A 20,226-nucleotide genomic window follows, 5' to 3' on the forward strand; every position below is an offset into this window, starting at 1 on the left:
AATGGGCAAAGGCAACGTTGAAGATTTTTACCCCCTCTCGCCCATGCAGCAGGGGATGCTCTTTCACACGCTCTACTCTCCCAACTCCGGAGTTTATTTCGAGCAATTAACTTGCACGCTTCGCCAACTGGCGAACGCGCAGGCATTCAAGCAGGCGTGGCAGCAGGTGACCGATCGACATCCCATCTTGCGTACTTCCTTCGTCTGGGAAGGCGTCAAAGAACCCGTTCAAGTCGTGTCCCGGCAAGTCCAACTGCCTTGGGAGGAGTTGGATTGGCAAGATCTCGCGCCCGCAGCACAGCAACAGCAGCTAGAAACCTTTCTCAAAAGCGATCGCGATCGGGGTTTGGATATGCGGCAACCGCCGTTGATGCGGATGACTCTCATCAAACTGGCAAAAGATACTTATTATTTCATCTGGAGCCACCACCACCTGCTGCTAGATGGCTGGTCTAACCCCACCATCCTCACAGAAGTCTTTGATTTTTATCAAGCCGAACTCAACGGCGAGCAATTATCCTTGCCGCGCCCGCGCCCCTATCGCGACTACATTGTTTGGATACAGCAGCAGAATTTGTCTGAGGCTGAGTCGTTTTGGCGGCAGCGCCTCCAAGGCTTTACCGCACCCACGCCGCTGCCAATTGAGCGGGATTTTGGAGCCGCTGCGGGAGAAGAAAGCGATCGCGAACAGCAAATCCTGCTGCCTGTAGCGACAACAGCAGCGCTGCGATCGTTAGCTCGGCAGCAGCAATTGACGCTGAACACTCTAGTGCAAGGAGCCTGGGGGCTGCTTTTGAGCCGCTACAGCGGCGAGGAAGACGTTATTTTTGGAACGGTTGTCTCCGGTCGTCCACCAGACTTAGCGGGGGTAGAATCGATGGTGGGGCTGTTCGTCAACACCCTGCCCGCGCGCGTCAAAATTCGCGCAAAAGACTCGCTGCTGTCTTGGCTCAAGCAGTTGCAGGACCGACAAATAGAGGCGCGGCAGTACGAATACAGCCCCTTGGTAGAGGTGCAGCGGTGGAGCGAAGTGCCGCGCAGGCTGCCTTTGTTTGACACGCTGGTAGTTTTTGAGAACTATCCCTTAGAGTCTTCTTTGCAGAAGCGGGTTCAAAACCTGGAAATAGAAAGTGTTCTTTCTTTTGAAAAGACGAACTATGCTCTAACGCTGACGGTGGTGCCTGGTGAGGAGTTGGCGCTCAAAATTGGTTACAGTAGCAACCGCTTTGAAGACGCTGCGATCGCGCGGATGCTCGGACACCTGCAAACTTTATTGGAGGGAATGAGTGCAAATCCTGAGCGGCAACTGTCAGAATTACCCCTATTGAGCGCCGCCGAACGCCAGCAATTACTTGTCCAGTGGAACGACACCCAAGCGGATTACCCCAAAAATTCCTCCATTCACGAATTATTTGCAGCGCAAACAGAGCGAACCCCAGATGCAGTGGCTGCAATTTGCGAAAATGAACAATTGACTTACCGCCAATTGAATGCCAAAGCCAACCAAATCGCGCATTACTTGCAATCTCTAGGTGTAAAACCCGAAGTTTTGGTGGGAATTTGCTTAGAGCGATCGCTGGAAATGCTGGTGGCCATTTTGGGCATTTTAAAAGTCGGTGCCGCTTACGTTCCTGTCGATCCTGCTTATCCCCAAGAACGCCGATCCTTCATGCTGGCAGACGCAAAAGTTCCGGTGCTTTTGACTCAAAAAAACCTCCTAGAAACCCTCCCCGAACACAGCGCAAAAGTCGTCTGTATCGACGCCGAATGGCAGGAAATTTCCCGCCAAAGCGATCGCAACCCCGCTGTTAAAGTGGAAGCCGATCACCTCGCTTACGTCCTCTACACTTCCGGCTCGACAGGCACTCCCAAAGGCGTACTCGGCACCCACCGAGGCACAGTGAATCGCTGTTTCTGGAACCCCTACCCTTTTATCGAAGAGGATATTTGCTGTCAAAAAACCTCCTTAAATTTTGTTGATTCGGTTTGGGAAATCTTTGCTCCTTTGCTGCATGGGTTGCCCACTGTGATTATTCCCGATCGATCCGTCAAAGATATTAACCAATTCCTTCAAACCTTATCCAAGCAAAATGTAACCCGACTGGTGCTGGTTCCTTCTTTGTTGCGCGCTATCTTAGATTCCTTCCCTGATTTAGACAGCCGTTTGCCTCAATTAAAGTATTGGATTTGCAGCGGAGAAACTCTGCCGCTGGAACTTTGCCAGCAATTTCGAGAGCAGATGCCCCAGCGGGTATTAATCAATCTTTATGGCTCTTCTGAAGTAGCTGCGGACGTGACGTGGTACGATGCAACTCACTTTCTCGAGAAAGTTCCAATCGGTCGCCCGATCGCTAACACGCAAATTTATCTGCTCGATCGCAATTTGCAACCCGTTCCCATAGGAATTCCCGGCGAGATTTACGTCGGCGGCGATGGATTGGCACAGGGCTACTTAAACCGCCCCGACTTAACCTCGGAGAAATTCATTTCTAACCCGTTTGGGCAAGAAAAATTACATTTTCTCGGTAATTCTCATCAAAAAGTTTTCTTCAAAACAGGCGATATCGGTTGTTACCTGCCGGATGGTAATATAGAATTTCTGGGTCGTGGCGATTGCCAAGTAAAAATTCGCGGTTTCCGCATCGAACTAGGAGAAATAGAGGCAGCACTTTCTCAACATTCTTCTGTGTCCACTGCTGCTGTTTTGCTTCAGGAAAACACACCAGGTAGTCAACGCCTAGTCGCTTACCTAGTTCCTAACTCAGGGTTCAGAAATCCGCACCCAGAAGTTATTTCCGAATTGCGTTCATTCTTGAAGCACAAACTGCCCGATTACATGGTGCCTTCAGCTTTTGTGCTATTAGATGCGCTGCCATTAACGCCCAACGGAAAAATTGACCGCCTCGCCTTATCTCAAAGGTGCGATTATGTTTCTGATGAAACAGCCTTCACTGAGCCACAAACGCCCACAGAGAAAGAAATTGCTGAGATTTGGACTGCTCTTTTAGGGCTAGAAAAAGTAGGAACAAACCAAAACTTTTTTGACCTCGGCGGTCACTCTCTGATGGCCACACAGTTAATATCGCGAGTGCGATCGTGCTTTGGGATAGAGTTAGCGCTGTGCGATTTTTTTGCCGCTCCCACCATTGAGAATTTAGCTGAACTAATCGAGGAAGAAATTCTGGCAAACGCCGATTCTAACCAGATAGATGAATTGCTCGATATCTTAGAAAATAGTGATGGAGAGTCAGCACAAACTGTGATGCTGGCTGAGTAAATATAGTGTTGGTAAAAAAACACAAAAAGCCCTTTTCTCCTTAAGGCTTCGGTGGGGGATAGGAGATAAAAAAAGCCCATTTAACAGGATTGATTCCGGATGAGTAAACTAACAGTAAAAGCCAAAGATTCTCAAGATGTAATGCAGCCATTAAAAGCCTCTGTTACCCCACTTGAAGAAAAGTTAATGGAGCTATTCAGTGCTTCAGAAAAGTCCTTTTTGGCAGAAGAAGCAATGGAGGAGCGAATTTCTGCCCTAGTTCAAGACTTTTTGTACGCAAAAACCGCTAGTACAGATATTGACTTAGAGTTAATTATTCAGGAGTTTAGGGAAAACAAAATTCCCGCCCTTCCTACAGATGTTGGCAATTATATCGATGATTTGACCGAAACCCTCGTTGCCCATTCCATTCACACATCTTCTCCCCGATATATCGGTCACATGACTAGCGCACTTCCCTATTTTGTGCGCCCGATCGCGAAGCTGTTAACCGCGATGAATCAAAATTTGGTCAAGATGGAAACGGCCAAAGTTTTAAGCCCCTGCGAGCGCCAGACTTTGGCAATGCTCCACCGATTAATTTACGATTTTTCTGAGGATTTTTATAACCAGCACATTCAAAAAAGTGACAGCACGCTCGGTATCATGACAACGGGCGGCACCCTAGCTAATGTCACAGCTTTGTGGTGCGCTCGCAACACTTCTTTAGGGCCAAAAAATAATTTTAGTGGCATTGAAAAAGAAGGCTTGTACGCAGCTTTAGAGTTTTACGGCTACAAGGGAATGGTGATAATCGGCTCCAATTTGATGCACTATTCTTTTGAAAAGGCTGCCGGTTTATTAGGCATTGGCGATCGCAATCTCCTAAAAATCCCCACCGATTCCAATCACCGCATGGATTTGGCAGCGCTGCGCCAAACTGTAGCCGAATGTCGCGATCGCAATCTGCACATTCTGGCAATTATCGGTATTGGAGGCAGCACCGATTCGGGAAGTATCGATCCGCTTCCAGAAATAGCGGCGATCGCGCAAGAAGCAAACGCTCACTTTCACGTCGATGCAGCTTGGGGCGGCCCCGTGCTTTTTTCCGAACGTCACCGGCACAAATTCGCAGGCATTGAACTAGCAGATTCCGTCACCATAGATGGACACAAACAAATGTATTTGCCAATGGGAATCGGTCTGGTTTTATTCCGCAATCCCCAAACCGCCAAAGTTATTGAAAAACACGCGCCCTACACGGTGCGAAAAGACTCCATCGATCTAGGCAAGCGCTCTCTCGAAGGCTCTCGACCAGGTGCGAGTTTGTACTTGCAAGCCGCGTTGAATATCATCGGCCATCAAGGCTATGAGTTTTTGATAGATGGAGGCATCGATAAAACGCAGCACTTGGCCAATTTAATTCGGGAAAATCCAGCCTTTGAATTGCTGCTAGAACCAGAAATTAATATTCTTTTATACCGCTACATTCCAGAAACATTCAGAGAAAAAGCAGCCAAAAAACAACTAGCCGAAGCAGACAACCACTTCATCAATCAATTTAACGAGCGTCTTCAGGAGACCCAGCGGCGAGCCGGTCACACCTTCGTATCGCGAACAACCCTGCAAAACACCTGTTATGGCAAAACCATTCCCATTGTTGCTTTTCGAGTCGTCCTTGCCAACCCCCTCACCACTGAAGCAGATATCAACATTGTTTTAAACGACCAGCTAAAAATAGCAGCAAAGCTTTCCTTAACTATCACAAACAGCGACCACTGCGAGGAGGTGAATCATCATGTCTACTAATCGTTCAGAACGACTAAAAAACCTCTCGCCCCAGAAGCGAGCGCTCCTCCTCAAAGCATTGGGCAAAGAGGCAGTACAGGCTGAGCAATCTAAGCGCATTCCCAGGCGATCGCAGCAAAATTCGGCTCCCCTTTCTTTTGCCCAGCAACGGCTGTGGTTTATCGATCGATTGTCTCCCGAAAACCCTGCCTACAACCTTCCTGCTGCTGTGCGTTTGCAAGGACAATTGAATTTGTCAGCACTGCAACAAACACTCAATGAAATTGTCAGGCGTCACGAAGTTTTACGGACTGCTTTTGCAGAAGTGGACGGGGAACCTGTTCAACTGATTTCTCCTTCCTTGGATTTCGCTTTGTCGGTGGTAAACTTGCAACATTTACGAGAAACTGAGCAGCAAGCTGAAATAGAGCAGCGTACTCTTGAAGAAGCCCAACGCCCCTTTAACTTAACGCGAGATCCCTTACTGCGGGCCACTCTGCTGCAACTGGGTTCGGCAGAATATGTGTTGCTGCTGACGATACACCACATTATTTCTGATGGTTGGTCGATGGGGGTATTGGTACGAGAAGTGGCCGCACTTTATGAAGCTTTTTCCACTGACAAACCCTCTGGGCTGCCTGAACTTCCCGTGCAGTATGCCGACTTCGCCAGTTGGCAGCGGCAGCATTTCCAGGGAGAGAAATTAGAAAAACAACTGGCTTATTGGAAACAGCAATTGGGTGGCACTTTAGCTGTGCTGTCAACAGATAAGCAGCGCTCTCCCGTGCAAACTTTCCGAGGGTCGCAGCAATCTTTTGTTATTTCTGCTTCTTTAACTGAAAGACTGAAAACGCTCGCCCAGCAACAAGATGTCACTCTCTTTATGACTTTGTTGGCAGTATTTCAATCCTTGCTATACTGCCACATAAAGCAGGATAACCTCGCTATTGGCTCTCCAATCGCCAACCGCAACCGCCTTGAATTAGAGGAACTGATTGGATTTTTTGTCAATACTTTAGTGCTGCGAATTGACACCGCAGGTAATCCAACTTTCCGCGAACTACTCGGTCGAACACGCGAGATAGCTTTAGGAGCTTACGCTCACCCCGATGTCCCTTTTGAAAAGCTCGTAGAGGAACTGCAGCCGGAGCGAAATCTCAGCTATAACCCGCTGTTTCAAGTGTGGTTTGTACTCCAGAATGCGCCCATGCCACCCCTGGAGTTAGCAGGTTTGACCTTGAGCATTCTGGAATTCGATGTCGGTATGTCGAGACACGACTTAAGCCTCACTCTCTGGGAGATTTCAGAAGGGATTCAAGGCTTATTTGAGTACAAAACAGACTTATTTGAGGCTGCGACCATTGCCCGAATGGTGAGAGGTTTCCACACCCTCCTCAACCAGGTAGTCATCCAGCCAGATATCAAAATCGACGACTTGGCAGAAATTCTTCCCGAAGCAGAAAGGCAGCACCAAATCGAGCAGGAAAAACAAATTCAGATTTCGGGAATTCAAAAATTAAAAATGGCTAAACGCAAAGTTATGAAAAGTTTAAAATGATGCCTCAATCTCTCAGGTTTTTTCGGGAAAAAGACATAAGATTTTCACAAAACCAAAAACTATGACAAATACAGAAACAAAGAATCTCAATTCCCAAAAGTTAGGAGCAGTTAGGCGCAAAGCCGTCAGCCTGTCCTCAGAGGAATTAGCCAAAACCGCCTACCTCCAGCCCGAAAACCTTCTACCTCTAGTTGTTCAGCCAACAGTAGAAAAATTAAATCTCGCAGGTTGGGCGCAGAACAATCGCTCATCAATTGAAACGCAGTTATGGAAGCATGGAGGAATACTTTTTCGAGGCTTTGAAGTCGGCGGGGTGAATGGTTTCGAGCAGTTTATTCAAACTATTGCTGGCGACTTGTTGGAATATTCTTTTCGCTCTACTCCGCGCAGTCAGGTGAGCGGAAATATCTACACTTCTACCGAGTATCCTGCCGAGCAATTCATCCCACTGCACAATGAAATGGCTTATTCTCGAAATTGGCCGCTGAAAATCGCTTTTTTCTGCGTCAAGAAAGCTGAACAGGGAGGAGAAACCCCGATTGCGAACAGCCGCAAAGTGTTTGAAAGCCTGGATTCAAAAATTAGAGAAAAGTTTGCCCAAAAAAAGGTTATGTATGTGCGAAATTACGGCGGTGGCGTAGATTTGCCCTGGCAAAATGTCTTTAATACTGATAGCAAAATTGAGGTAGAAGAGTATTGCAAAAAAGCGGGAATAGAGTTAGAATGGAAAAGTGGCGATCGCTTGAGAACTCGGCAAATATGTCAAGCTGTCGCTGAACACCCAAAAACGCAGGAAATGGTGTGGTTTAATCAAGCTCACCTCTTCCACATTTCCAATCTCGAACCCGTCGTTCGCAAAGAGCTTTTAACTTCTTTTAAACAGGAAGATTTACCCCGCAATGCTTATTACGGCGATGGCTCGCCCATTGAAGATTTTATATTAGACGAAATTCGTCGCTGCTATCAGCAAGAAACAACTGTTTTCCTTTGGGAAGAAGGAGATGTCTTGCTGCTAGATAATATGCTAGCCGCGCACGGACGTACCCCATTCTCTGGTTCGCGTCGAGTTGTTGTCGGGATGGCAGAACCGTTTAGCTGTCAAGACATTTAGACCCATGAAAGGAACAGTAGATATGCAAAAGGAAACAATTGAAGGGTTTAGACTTTCTCCACAGCAACGGCACCTGTGGGAGTTACAGCAAAATAATCCTAAACAGATATATCGCGTTCGAGGTGCAATTTTAATTACAGGAAACCTCGATCGAGAGATTCTTAAAAGTGCGCTGCAAAATGTCATGAATCGGCACGAAATCCTGCGGACTAGCTTTCACTGCTTGCCTGGGATGACACTACCCCTGCAAGCGATCGCCAGCACTGGTGAAGTTCCTATCTCGGAACACAATCTCAGCGGTTTGTCTCCCGAAGAACAAGAATCTAAAATTGAAGCGCTTTTTCAGCAACTAAGTCTGCTTGCTTTTGATTTTGAGCGCGGCCCACTTTGGCACATCTCTTTAGTCACTCTCGCCCAAGACAAGCACCTATTGCTGGCGAACTTCTCTGCCTTAATTGCAGATAGTGCCACCCTGAAAAATTTCACCAGCGAACTCAGTCTTTCCTACTCAGCCTGTGCGTGCGGGGAAGAGTTATCTAATGAGTCAATGCAATATGCCGATATTGCTGAGTGGCAAAATGAGCTGCTCGAATCAGAAGAAACGGCAATCGGCCAAGAATACTGGCGAAAGCTGAACATTGAAGCTTTCGATTTATTAACGCTTCCTTGGGAAAAGAAGAATCGAGAAGCGGAATTTCAGCCACAAGTAGAAAGGGTGGAAATTCGGGGTGATTTGTTGAACAACCTGGAAGCGATCGCCCAAGAACACCAAAGCGATATTTCTACATTTCTGCTGACTTGCTGGCAAATTCTGATTGCGCGGCTTACCAGACAGCCAAACCCGATCGTCGGCGTAACTGGAAACCGCAAAAAATATGAAGAATTAGAGCGATCGCTGGGGCTGTTGAGTACCTATTTACCGCTACAATGCGACTTGCAAGACGAATTCAGTTTTGCCAAAATTTGGCGGCAAGTTGAGCTAAATCTCAAAGATATTCACACTTGGCAAGAATATTTCACCTGGGAAGAAACTCTAGAATCCGATAAAAGTAACGCTTTTTTGCCCATCTGCTTTGAGTATGAAACAAAACCAGAGAAATATGGCGAGTCTGGCGTTTCATTTTTCCTCGATCGGCAAGATGCCTGCGTGGAGCCCTTCCAACTTAAACTTTCGGGCCTTTCACGAGGCAATTGCTTAATCGCCGAGTTTCGCTACGATTCGGCTTTATTTGAAGCTGAAGATGTCAAGCGCTTGTCACAACACTTCCAGGCTGTGTTAGAAAGTGCCTTAAAAAATCCACAAATACCCATCAGTCAATTAAATATACTCAGCGATCGCGATCGTCACCAGCTTCTCGTCGAGTTCAACCAAACCCAGAAAGATTACCCGACAGACAAATGCGTTCACCAGCTTTTTGAAGAACAAGCCGATCGCACTCCTGATAATATTGCTGTCGTTTTTGAAAATCAACAAATTAACTATCGAGAACTCAACGATCGCGCCAATCAACTCGCCCATCACCTGCAAAAACAGGGAGTTGAGCCAGAGTCAATAGTCGGAATTTGCGTCGATCGCTCTTTAGAAATAATTGTGGGAATGCTAGGCATTCTCAAAGCAGGTGCCGCGTATTTACCCATAGACCCGGCAACCCCAGCAGATCGCAAGGCACTCATGCTAGAAGATGCCCAGGTGCAGGTGCTACTAACGCAACAGCGACTCGCTGAAAGCTTGCCGAAAACTCAGGTAAATATTGTTTGCATCGATACAGACATTCCCACTAATTCTGCCTCTTACACGCCTCGCGCCTCTTCTGACAATTTAGCTTACGTCATCTATACTTCCGGTTCCACTGGCACGCCCAAGGGAGTAGCGATCGAACACCGGCAACTCCTCAATTACCTACACAGTATTCAGGAAAGATTAAACTTGCCATCAGGTGCCAGTTTCGCTACCGTTTCTACCTTCGCGGCAGACTTGGGCAATACAGCGATTTTCCCGGCACTTTGTTCCGGTGGATGCCTGCATATAGTATCCCAAGAACGCGCCACCGATCCAGAAGCGCTGGGTGAATATTTCCGCCGCCATTCTATCGATTGCCTCAAGATTGTTCCCTCGCACCTTGCTGCTCTTTTAACTTCTTCTGTCGCCGAGTCTATTTTGCCACGAAGACGGCTAATTTTAGGCGGTGAAGCTGCTAGTTGGGAGCTAATGGAAAAGGTTCGTAAAATCAATTCAGATTGCCTGATTTTCAATCACTACGGGCCAACAGAAGCGACGGTGGGCGTACTCACCTATCAAGTGTATGGCGAGGAATTGAAAGGAATTTCCGAGACAGTTCCACTCGGCAGACCTATAGCAAATACCCAGATTTATCTACTGGATTCCCATTTGCAGCCAGTGCCAGTAGGCGTGCCTGGGGAACTGCACATCGGCGGCATCAGTCTGGCGCGGGGCTATCTCAACCGCCCCGAATTGACAGCAGAAAAATTCATTCCGAACCCATTCGGTGCGCCGGAAGCGCGGCTGTACAAAACTGGGGATTTGGCTCGCTATTTGCCAGATGGAAACATCGAATTCCTCGGGCGAATTGACAGTCAAGTAAAAATCCGGGGCTTCCGCATTGAATTGGGAGAAATTGAGGCAGCGTTAGGGCAGCATCCAGATATCGCGCAGGCCGTAGTGGTGGCGCGGGAAGATGCGCCTGGTGAAAAGCGCCTCGTGGCTTATTTTGTTTCTAATCAGAAACAAGCACCAAACAGCAGCGAAATTCGCAGTTTTTTAGAGACAAAATTGCCTGAGTACATGGTGCCTTGGGCTTTTGTAACGCTCAAAAGTTTGCCTTTAACTCCTAACGGAAAGGTAGATCGGCGATCGCTCCCAGAACCCGACAGTGCCAGAGCGAAATTAGAAGGAACTTTCGCAGAACCTCGCACGCCTTCCGAGGAAACTATCGCCCAGATTTGGGGGCAAATGCTAGAGGTCGAAAAAGTAGGAATTTATGATAACTTTTTCGAGTTAGGCGGAGATTCGATATCAAGCATTCGCATCGTCGCCAAAATCAATCAAGCCGGCTTGCGCGTGACGCCCAAACAACTGTTTGAGTGCCCCACTGTAGCGGAGCTGGCAGCGGTTGCAAGCACAATTGAGACGCCTGAAAAACTGCTGCCTATTCTCCCCATACAGCAGGAATTTTTAGAAGAAAAAATTTCCGGGAAATGCCAGAGCTTTTTATTTAAAACCGACTCGGACATCGCTCCTGAACTATGGCAGCAAGCGGTGCAAAAATTGCTCGATCGCCACGACATTCTTCGCCTGCGATTTCTCCATACAGAATCGGGTTGGCAGCAGATGTACGGGAGTTTAGATGAAATTCAAACAGAACCTTTCTCATACATCGATTTATCGGCGTTGCCAGCGAGCGAAAGAGAAACGGCTTTAGAAACCGCTGCGACCGAGCTGAAAGAAAGTTTGAATCCAGCCGAGGGAATTCTCTGGCGAGTGGCTTTGTTTAACCAGGGAAACGATCTGCCCACTAGCCTGCTATTAACGATTCACGAACTGGCGGCAGATAGCGTTTCCTGGAAAATTTTGCTAGAGGAACTTTCGGCGGCGATCGCGCAGATCAGTCAGGGCAAATCCGTAGAATTACCGCCCACAACAGCAACTTTTAAACGGTGGTCAGAATTTCTGCAAGAGTACGCCAAATCGCCACAAATTCAGCAAGAGCGAGATTACTGGCTCGCTGCGCGTCAAGAAGTCTCGAAACTGCCCGTTGATTCTCCAAGCAACGATCTGGAAAACGCTGTATTAGTTTCGCTCGATGTTGAAGAAACTCGCACTTTACTGCAAAAAGTTCCCGCAGCTTATGGAACCCAAACGAGCGAAGTATTGCTGACTGCATTGGTGCAAACTTTTAATCAATGGACGAAAGCGGATTCCTTGCTGGTGGATTTGGAGGCTTCGGGGCGAGAAATTTTTGCCAAAGATATCGATTTGTCGCGCACTATTGGCTGCTTTACGGCGATTTTCCCGGTGCAGCTTGTTCTCAAGGGCATCTCTGGGCCTGGGGAAGCTTTAAAGGCGATTAAAGAGCAGGTGCGGGGCGTACCCAATCGAGGCGCTGGCTACGGGGTACTGAGCTATTTAGGCGATGATGCAGAAGTAGCGGCGCACCTGCAAGCTTTGGAGCGATCGCAGGTTAGATTTAACTACCGCGAGCAATTATATCCGATTTTGCCTGAATCTTTTGCGTTTGAGCTAGTTGAAAGCGATCGCAGCAGCCTACCAGGAAATCGGCGCTATCCGATCGAAATTGACGGAGGCGTGCGAGAAAATAGGCTGCAACTAGAGTGGAGGTATAGCGAAGCAGCCTACCGGCGAACCACCATCGAAAAACTAGCTAAAGATTTTGTGAATAATTTGCGATCGCTTGCTGCCCACTGTCAGGCTGCCGAAGCAGGAACCTACACGCCTTCTGACTTCCCAAAAGCAAATTTGAGTCAAAAAGACCTCGATCGCTTCTTAACGAAAATCAACCAACGCAGGTAAAAATTCATGAAAGTAGAAAACATTGAGGATATTTACGAACTTTCACCGATTCAAAAAGGCATTCTCTTTCATAGCTTATTCGCTCCGGAATTGGGACTGTATTTTTTCCAAATGCCCTTTTTATTGCGGGGCAATCTCAACGTTGAAGCTTTCTCTAGCGCTTGGCAGCAAGTAGCGAACCGACACGCGAGTTTGCGGACTGGCTTTTTCTGGCAAGATATCAACAAACCGTTACAAGTTGTATATCAGCAAGTAACAGTTCCCTTCGAGCAATGCGACTGGCGGGGGCTAAATCCTGCGGAACAGGAGGAGCAATTAAATACTTTTCTGGATAGCGATCGCGCATTAGGGTTCGACCTTTCCCAAGAGTGTTTGATGCGCCTGACTTTGTTTCACCTCGCTGACAACTGTTACCAATTTATTTGGAGTAGACATTTTATCGTGATGGATGGGTGGTCAATTCCCACGATTCTCGCGGAAGTGCTTCAAATTTACGAGGCAATTTGTGAGGGGAAAAAGGTAGATTTAGGGCCCAGCATTCCCTACCGAGACTACATCGAATGGTTGCAAAAACAAGACGTAGCGAAAGCCCAGACGTACTGGAGGCAAGCGCTCGGAGAATTGCGATCGCCTACTTCCCTCACCAATCTAGATGCTAGCAGCGCCTTCAATTCCGAGGAAAAATACGACGAACAGAGAATCTATTTATCGCCAGAAACTACAGCAGCGCTGCAATCTTTTTCGCGGCAGCACCAGCTTACATTGAGTACCATCTTTCAGGGAGCATGGGCGATGCTCCTCAGTTACTACAGCGGCGAGCGCAAAGTCGTCTACGGATGTACGGTGGCGGGACGCCCAATAGAATTGCTACAAGACGAGCCGCTAATTGGGCTATTTGTTAACAGCTTGCCCGTATGGATCGAGGTAGCTTCTGACCAATCTCTGCTAGTTTGGCTGAGGCAGCTTCAAGAACAATTACTGGAAATGCGCCAGTACGAATGGAGTCCGCTAGTTGATATTCAAGGGTGGAGCCAAGTGCCGCGAAGCAGTCCTTTGTTCGAGAGTATTTTGGTGTATGAAAACGCGCCAGTGGATTCACTATTGGAAAAATGGGAAGGCGATCTAGAAGTCTCGAACTCGACGATTTTCTCCAATGCGCCGAATTTTTACAAGACTAACTATCCCCTGACTGTTGCCGTGTATCCGGATCAAAAGTTCTGCATCGGCATCAATTACGATTTCCGCCGCTTCGAGCTAGCCACAATTACTCAGATTCTGGAGGATTTTGAGAGATTGATTCAGGGCATCTTGGCGCAACCAAACGCCCTCCTGAAGGACTTGCTGTTGCCGATCGATCGCGAGTATCCCATGACGTTAAGTCTGGAAAGAGAAGTAACGTTTAGTTTTGAATTGTCCGCCGCGTAACTAACAAATTAACCAGAGTGAGAAAGTTGCCATGCATCGCATCGCCCTACAAAAGCCAAGTCAGCCAGCGAATATTTTTGAAAGTCGCGAGTCTAATGTCAGAAGCTATTGCAGAAATTTTCCTGATATATTCCATCGGGCAAAAGATTCTATCATATATTCCGAAACAGGAGCGGAATATATCGATTTTTTAGCAGGGGCAGGGGCGCTAAATTACGGGCACAACAATGACTATATCAAGCAGAAGGTAATAGCGTATCTGGCATCGGACGCGATCGCGCACGGATTAGATATGCACACCTCAGCCAAAAAAGAATTTTTAGAAAAATTCTTTTCGTCTGTCTTACAACCGAAAAAGCTGGATTATAAAGTTCAGTTTTGCGGCCCAACGGGAACGAATGCCGTGGAAGCGGCTTTGAAATTAGCCAGAAAAATCAAGAAAAGACCGGGCATTTTCTCATTCATGGGAGCCTATCACGGCATGACGTTAGGCAGTTTAGCTGCGACTGGCAATATCGCAGCGAGAGCGGGGGCAGGCGTAACATCAAATAATGTAACTTTTATGCCCTATCCCTATGGGTTCATGGAAAGTTTTAATACCATAGGGTATATCGAAGCCGTCCTAAATGATGTCAATTCTGGAATCGAAAAACCAGCGGCAATTATTTTTGAAACGGTGCAAGCTGAAGGGGGGGTAATTGTCGCGCCCGTCGAGTGGATGCAACAACTCAGAGACTTGTGCGATCGCCACGACATTTTATTAATTTGCGACGACATTCAAGTGGGTTGCGGGCGGACAGGGCCATTCTTCTCATTTGAAAGAGCTAATATCGTTCCCGATATGGTAATCCTCTCCAAATCGATCAGCGGTTACGGATTTCCGATGTCGCTTTTGTTGATTAAACCTGAGTTAGATATTTGGGAACCGGGCGAACATACGGGTACATTTCGTGGAAATCAACTCGCTTTCGTAGGAGCTACCGCTGCTCTAGAGTATCGAGAAAATATCAATCTCGAACGCGAAGTCCAATTGAAAGAGTTCTTTTTACAAAAATTTCTCGCGGAGGAAATTGCCCCGATAGATGAAAAAATAGATATCCGAGGAATTGGTTTAATTTGGGGCATCGATTTTGAAAAATTTGGCGCTGCTAGTTTTGCTAAAAAAGTCACTTCGCGGTGTTTCGAGTTGGGATTAATTGTGGAAAGAGTTGGGAGAAATGATACGGCTATAAAAATATTGCCTCCCCTGACTATCGAATGGTCAATTTTGCAAAAAGGCTGTGCGATTTTGCAACAAGCCTTGTCCGATTGCTTGAATTCCTAATTGCTCAAATTTTTCCAATTTTTAAAATGTGAGGAGACGATCGATGATAGCCGTAGCCAATCAAATCAGACCAATTACCCCCATTTCAGATAACTTGTTGTCTCAAAAACTTTATTGGTTAAACAAGCTCTCCGGGGAACTGCCGGAGACAACTTTGATAGCCGATTATGTAAGACCTGTGCTAGATAGCGGCAAAGAGCGAGAGGTCGCATTTGCACTGTCGATCGAACTGTCTGAAGCGATTTTTAAGTTGGCGAAAAAATCCGATTTGTCAATTTATCTAATTCTCCTCGCTACCGCTAAAATACTGCTCCACAAATATACTAGCAAGAGCGATGTTATTGTCGGCTCGCCGGTTTATAACCCAGAAAAAAGCGATCGCTTAATTAATCGAGTGCTTCCGCTGCGCTCCACTGTCACTCCTGAATTGACTTTTAAAGAGTTTCTGCTGCAAGTCAAAGATACTGCGATCGCGGCCTACAGCCACCAAAATTATCCGTTTGCTGAATTAGTGCGGTTGTTAAAAATTTCCGAAACTCAGAGCCGCTGTCCAATTTTTGACGTAGCCGTCTTATGGGAAAACATTCACTCTGCAAGCGATCTCGCGGAACTCGGCAATGATTTAACAATTGCTTTGAAAGTCGAGGGCAATCGGATTGTAGGCAAAATTGAATACAGCAACTTGCTTTTCAAAGAGGAAACCATCAGAAGACTGACGGCACACTATGTCAATCTTTTGGAAAACGTCACCAACAACATTCACCTGAAAATTGCGGATCTTAGTTTTTTAAGCAAATCTGAAATCCGCCAGCTATTAGAAAGTTTTAACGACAATGCTAGAGAGTATCCTGTCGAGCGAACGATTCACGATTTATTTGAAAGCCAGGTCGAAAAAACGCCCGATCGCATAGCTGTTGTTTTTGAAGAAACTCAGTTAACTTATCGCCAACTGAACGAAAAAGCGAATCAACTCGCTAGATTTTTGCAGCGTTTAGGAGTCAAAAATCGACAACTGGTGGGAATTCTGCAAAAACGGAGTCCGAATTTTCTCATCGCTATTCTCGCTATTTTAAAGGCGGGGGGAGTCTACGTTCCCATTGAGAGCACTTATCCTCCGGAGAGAATTCGCTATATGCTTTCTCACAGCGAAGTGGGAATTCTCTTAACAGACGCTTCATTTTTAGAGATTTTGGCAAGCCAAATCGAGTATTGCCCTCAGTTAAAATATTTGGCTTGTTTAGATGTCAAGCCGGAGGGCGCGGCGAGATCCGCCGCCGAGGTTCAGATATGCGATCGCCGCGATTTCGATAAACTGCCCGCAGCCAATCTAGAAACTAGCAATCGCGGCACCGATCCAGCTTACGCGATTTATACCTCGGGTTCCACCGGATTGCCCAAGGCAGCTATTATCCGACACGGCGGCGCGATCAATCACATTTACGCTCAATTTGAGGCGCTGGGATTGACTGAAGAATTTACCTTTTTGCAAAGCGCTCCCGCTTCATCGGATATTTCGGTTTGGCAATTTTTAGCGCCTCTTTTAATTGGCGGAAAAACCGTAATTGCCGACGCGGAAACAATTTACAATCCAGAAAAATTGTGTGAGGGAATTCAAAAACACAAATTAACCCTCGTCGAACTCGTTCCCACCGTTGTCCGAGGATTGACAGACTATCTTTCAAAATTATCGCCGCAGCAACGAGCGTTCCCCAATTTAAAATGGATGATGGTAACGGGAGAATCCGTCTCGGTAGAGTTGGCGAATCAGTGGTTGCGTTTGTATCCCTCTATCGGCGTTGTCAATGCTTATGGCCCTACAGAAGCGGCTGACGATATTACGCAGGCAATTATTGAAAAACCTTTGCCGGAAAATCAGCGATCGCTATCCATTGGCCAACCCCTCGCCAATTTTAATCTTTACATCCTCGACTCTCAGATGAAGTTAGTGCCCGTCGGAGTGCCGGGAGAAATTTGCGTCTCGGGATTTGGCGTCGGCGAGGGCTATTGGAAAGATGAAAAGAATACTCAATTAAGCTTTGTTGAAAATCCCTTTCCAAATACGGCAAAACCGCTGCCAGGAATTGACAAAGATTTAATGTACAAAACCGGAGATTTAGGGCGGTGGCTTCCCGATGGAACGATCGAATTTCTAGGGCGCATCGATCGCCAGGTAAAAATTCGCGGTTTCCGCATTGAACTAGGAGAAATAGAGGCTGTATTGGAGCGACATCCAGCCGTGCGGGAGACGGCAGTTATCGTCAGGGAAGATAACCCCGGCAACAAGCGTCTAGTCGCCTATATCGCTGGGCACCAGGCACAAAACAGTTTTTCAGAGTTTCAATCGTCGAGCCTGGCAGATGAATTATGCGGCGATTTAAAACAAAAATTGCCGGAGTATATGGTGCCTTCAGCCTTCGTGCTGCTGGAGGCGCTGCCGCTTTTGCCGAATGGCAAGGTGGATCGCCGATCGCTGCCTGCACCGGAAAAAAGCGCGATCTCCGCGGTGCGATCGCCGATAGAGGAAATGGTTGCTGGCATCTGGAGCGAAGTGTTAGGTGTCGAGGGAATTGGCAGCGAGGATAACTTCTTTGAATTGGGAGGACATTCCCTATTAGCTACTCAGGCGATCGCGCGCCTGCGAGAAGCGTTTAAAATTGAATTGCCCCTGCGCGTCTTATTTGAATCGCCAACAGTGGCAAGTTTGAGCTCGCGCATTTCCCAAATCAGCAGCAGCGAGCAAAAACTCGAAGCACCCCCCATCGATCGCGCACCGCGAGGCCCAGAATTGCCCCTTTCTTTCGCACAACAGCGGCTGTGGTTTCTCGATCGGTTGCAACCGGGCGATCCGGCTTACAATATCCCCGCAGCCGTGCGCTTGAAAGGTGCGATCGACGTGACAGCATTAGAGCGCAGTTTCCAAGCAGTTATCAATCGCCACGAAGCCTTGCGGACAACTTTTGGCGCGGTGGAAGGGCGGCCCATTCAGTTGATAATTCCCGAACCTACTTTCGCGCTCTCAGTTATAGATTTGCAGCACTTTCCTCAATCTCAGCGAGAAGCAGAAGCCATGCGGCTCGCCGCCGAGGAAGCGAAACAACCTTTTGACTTAGCAAACTGGCCATTAATGCGAGTCACTTTGCTACAGTTAGGCGACACAGAATTTATCTTATTGCTAACCATCCATCACATCGTGGCAGATGGCTGGTCCCTAGGGGTACTCGTGCGGGAAATGGCAACCCTCTACGAAGCTTTTTGCACTGGCAAACCCTCCCCACTTCCCGAACTTTCAATCCAATACGCCGATTATGCCGTGTGGCAGCGAAACTGGCTTTCTGGGGAAGTTTTAGAAGAAAAACTTGCCTATTGGAAGCAACACTTAGGCAATCACTTACCAGTGCTGCAACTGCCTGCCAAACAACCGCGCGCCGCTGTTTCTACCTATCGCGCTGCCCTTCAACCTTTCCAGCTTTCCCCAAACCTTTCCGCCGCGCTCAACAAGCTGAGCCGCCAACAAAATGTCACCCTATTTATGACGTTGCTAGCTGCTCTTGAAACGCTGCTATATCGATCGACAAATCAGGATGACATGGTGGTTGGCACCGACCTCGCCAACCGCACCCAATTGGAAACAGAGGCTCTGATTGGTTTCTTTGTCAATATCTTGCTTTTGCGCGGCGATCTCAGCGGCAATCCTACTTTCATTGAATTGCTCGATCGCGTGCGCGAAGTCACCTTAAAAGCCTATGCTCACCAGGATTTACCATTCGACAAATTGGTGGAGGAATTGCGGCCCGATCGCAGCCTGAATCAAACACCGCTCTTTCAAGTCTTATTCGTCATGCAAAATATGCCCATGCCTGCTTTAGAGCTAGGCGGGTTAACTTTGACTCCCTTAGAACTTGACAGCGGAATTGCGAAATTTGATTTAGTTCTCTTCGTCGGAGAAACCGAGCAAGGAATTGCAGGCACTTGGAAGTACAATACTGACCTTTTCGATGCCGCCGCCATCGAGCAAATGTCCAGCCGTTTTGAAACCTTACTCAACAGCATTGTGGCGGAGCCTGAGACTCGGTTAAATAACTTAGAAATTATCACAGAAGCGGAAAAACAACAACAAGTCATGCAAGAAGTCAAGCGCGAAAAGCTGAATTTTAGCAAGTTTAAGAGTGTTAAACCGAAAGTAGTCACTCTGCCAGACGGCGAGTTGATAAAAACCGAATTTCTCCAGCCTGGGGAACTATTGCCGCTAGTCGTTAAACCCGCTGCCAGCGATGTCGATCTCATTGATTGGGCGAAAAACAACCGAACTTTGATCGAGACAAAATTGCAGCAACACGGTGCAATTTTGTTTCGAGGCTTCACCGAGCCTTTAGTTTCTACTTTCGAGCAGTTCGCCTTGGGGATTTGTCCGGAACTGTTCGGCGAGTACGGAGATTTGCCGCGCGAAGGAATCGGCGGCAAAGTTTACGGTTCGACCCCTTATCCCGCCGAGCAAACTATCTTCTTTCACAGCGAAAGTTCGCACCTGCACCGCTGGCCAATGAAAATCTGGTTTTTCTGCGTTCAACCCGCGCAGTCAGGCGGCGAAACCCCGATCGTTGATTGTCGGAAAGTTTACCAGTTGCTCGACCCCAAACTCCGAGAAAAATTCGCCCAAAAGCAACTGATGTACGTCCGCAACTACACCGACGGACTCGATGTAAGCTGGCAAGAATTTTTCAAAACGGCGCAGAAAACAGAGGTGGAACAATATTGCCGTCAAGCAGGCATAGAATTTGAGTGGAAAGACGGAAATAAGCTCAGAACTTGCAAGCTACGTCCGGCGATCGCCCAGCACCCCAAAACAGGAGAGATGGTATTTTTTAACCAACTGCTTTTGCACCACATTTCCTGCTTAGATCCCGCAGTCCGCAACTCTTTATTATCTGTCTTTGGAGAGGGAAACCTGCCTCGCAATGTTTATTACGGCGACGGCACTCCTATTGAAGACTCGGTAATGGCAGAAATTCAGGCAGTCTATCAGCAGGCAACCGTTAGTTTTCCTTGGCAAGCTGGCGACATATTAATGTTAGATAATATGTTGGCTGCTCACAGTCGCAATCCATTTGTCGGATCGCGCAAAATTGTGGTAGCGATGGGCGAAATGATCGGTGAAGCAGAGCTTTAAAAGCGGGCTTCTATGCCGCAAAATTCGGCTTTATCCGACTATGCTAGG

At 47.4% G+C, this 20,226-nt stretch carries 8 protein-coding genes; all 8 read left to right on the forward strand.

What is annotated here, in order from left to right:
* Position 1: 1 nt before the first annotated feature.
* The 8 genes from QUB25_RS14470 to QUB25_RS14505 all read left to right on the forward strand — a co-directional run bounded on the left by QUB25_RS14470 (position 2) and on the right by QUB25_RS14505 (position 20,178).
* A complete protein-coding gene (locus tag QUB25_RS14470; RefSeq protein WP_333183873.1) occupies positions 2 to 3,277 on the forward strand; it encodes an amino acid adenylation domain-containing protein in 3,276 nt (1,091 codons plus the stop codon).
* 99 nt (positions 3,278 to 3,376) lie between these two features.
* Complete coding sequence (gene panP, locus QUB25_RS14475; RefSeq protein WP_333183874.1) at positions 3,377 to 5,065, forward strand: pyridoxal-dependent aspartate 1-decarboxylase PanP; 1,689 nt, start codon at positions 3,377 to 3,379, stop codon at positions 5,063 to 5,065.
* A complete protein-coding gene (locus QUB25_RS14480; protein WP_333183875.1) occupies positions 5,055 to 6,602 on the forward strand; it encodes a condensation domain-containing protein in 1,548 nt (515 codons plus the stop codon). The genes panP and QUB25_RS14480 overlap by 11 nt, the downstream gene beginning before the upstream one ends.
* A gap of 61 nt (positions 6,603 to 6,663) precedes the next feature.
* Positions 6,664 to 7,713: a TauD/TfdA family dioxygenase gene (locus QUB25_RS14485; RefSeq protein ID WP_333183876.1), complete on the forward strand. Its 1,050-nt coding sequence runs from the start codon at positions 6,664 to 6,666 to the stop codon at positions 7,711 to 7,713.
* A gap of 22 nt (positions 7,714 to 7,735) precedes the next feature.
* Complete coding sequence (locus QUB25_RS14490; RefSeq protein ID WP_333183877.1) at positions 7,736 to 12,262, forward strand: amino acid adenylation domain-containing protein; 4,527 nt, start codon at positions 7,736 to 7,738, stop codon at positions 12,260 to 12,262.
* 6 nt (positions 12,263 to 12,268) lie between these two features.
* On the forward strand, positions 12,269 to 13,687 hold the full coding sequence (locus tag QUB25_RS14495; RefSeq protein WP_333183878.1) for a condensation domain-containing protein: 1,419 nt from the start codon (positions 12,269 to 12,271) through the stop codon (positions 13,685 to 13,687).
* 31 nt (positions 13,688 to 13,718) lie between these two features.
* The gene (gene ectB / locus QUB25_RS14500; protein ID WP_333183879.1) at positions 13,719 to 15,011 is read left to right on the forward strand and encodes a diaminobutyrate--2-oxoglutarate transaminase; all 1,293 of its coding nucleotides are present in this window, start codon (positions 13,719 to 13,721) and stop codon (positions 15,009 to 15,011) included.
* Positions 15,012 to 15,054: 43 nt separating this feature from the next.
* A complete protein-coding gene (locus QUB25_RS14505; protein ID WP_333183880.1) occupies positions 15,055 to 20,178 on the forward strand; it encodes an amino acid adenylation domain-containing protein in 5,124 nt (1,707 codons plus the stop codon).
* Positions 20,179 to 20,226: the final 48 nt, after the last annotated feature.

Source organism: Microcoleus sp. B3-D7 (assembly GCF_036705305.1).
In the GTDB taxonomy this organism is placed as follows: Bacteria; Cyanobacteriota; Cyanobacteriia; order Cyanobacteriales; family Microcoleaceae; genus Microcoleus.

Coding starts and splice junctions, on each gene's coding strand:
- QUB25_RS14470 (WP_333183873.1), top strand. CDS start 2: ATGGGCAAAGGCAACGTTGAAGATTTTTACCCCCTCTCGCCCATGCAG.
- panP (WP_333183874.1), top strand. CDS start 3,377: ATGAGTAAACTAACAGTAAAAGCCAAAGATTCTCAAGATGTAATGCAG.
- QUB25_RS14480 (WP_333183875.1), top strand. CDS start 5,055: ATGTCTACTAATCGTTCAGAACGACTAAAAAACCTCTCGCCCCAGAAG.
- QUB25_RS14485 (WP_333183876.1), top strand. CDS start 6,664: ATGACAAATACAGAAACAAAGAATCTCAATTCCCAAAAGTTAGGAGCA.
- QUB25_RS14490 (WP_333183877.1), top strand. CDS start 7,736: ATGCAAAAGGAAACAATTGAAGGGTTTAGACTTTCTCCACAGCAACGG.
- QUB25_RS14495 (WP_333183878.1), top strand. CDS start 12,269: ATGAAAGTAGAAAACATTGAGGATATTTACGAACTTTCACCGATTCAA.
- ectB (WP_333183879.1), top strand. CDS start 13,719: ATGCATCGCATCGCCCTACAAAAGCCAAGTCAGCCAGCGAATATTTTT.
- QUB25_RS14505 (WP_333183880.1), top strand. CDS start 15,055: ATGATAGCCGTAGCCAATCAAATCAGACCAATTACCCCCATTTCAGAT.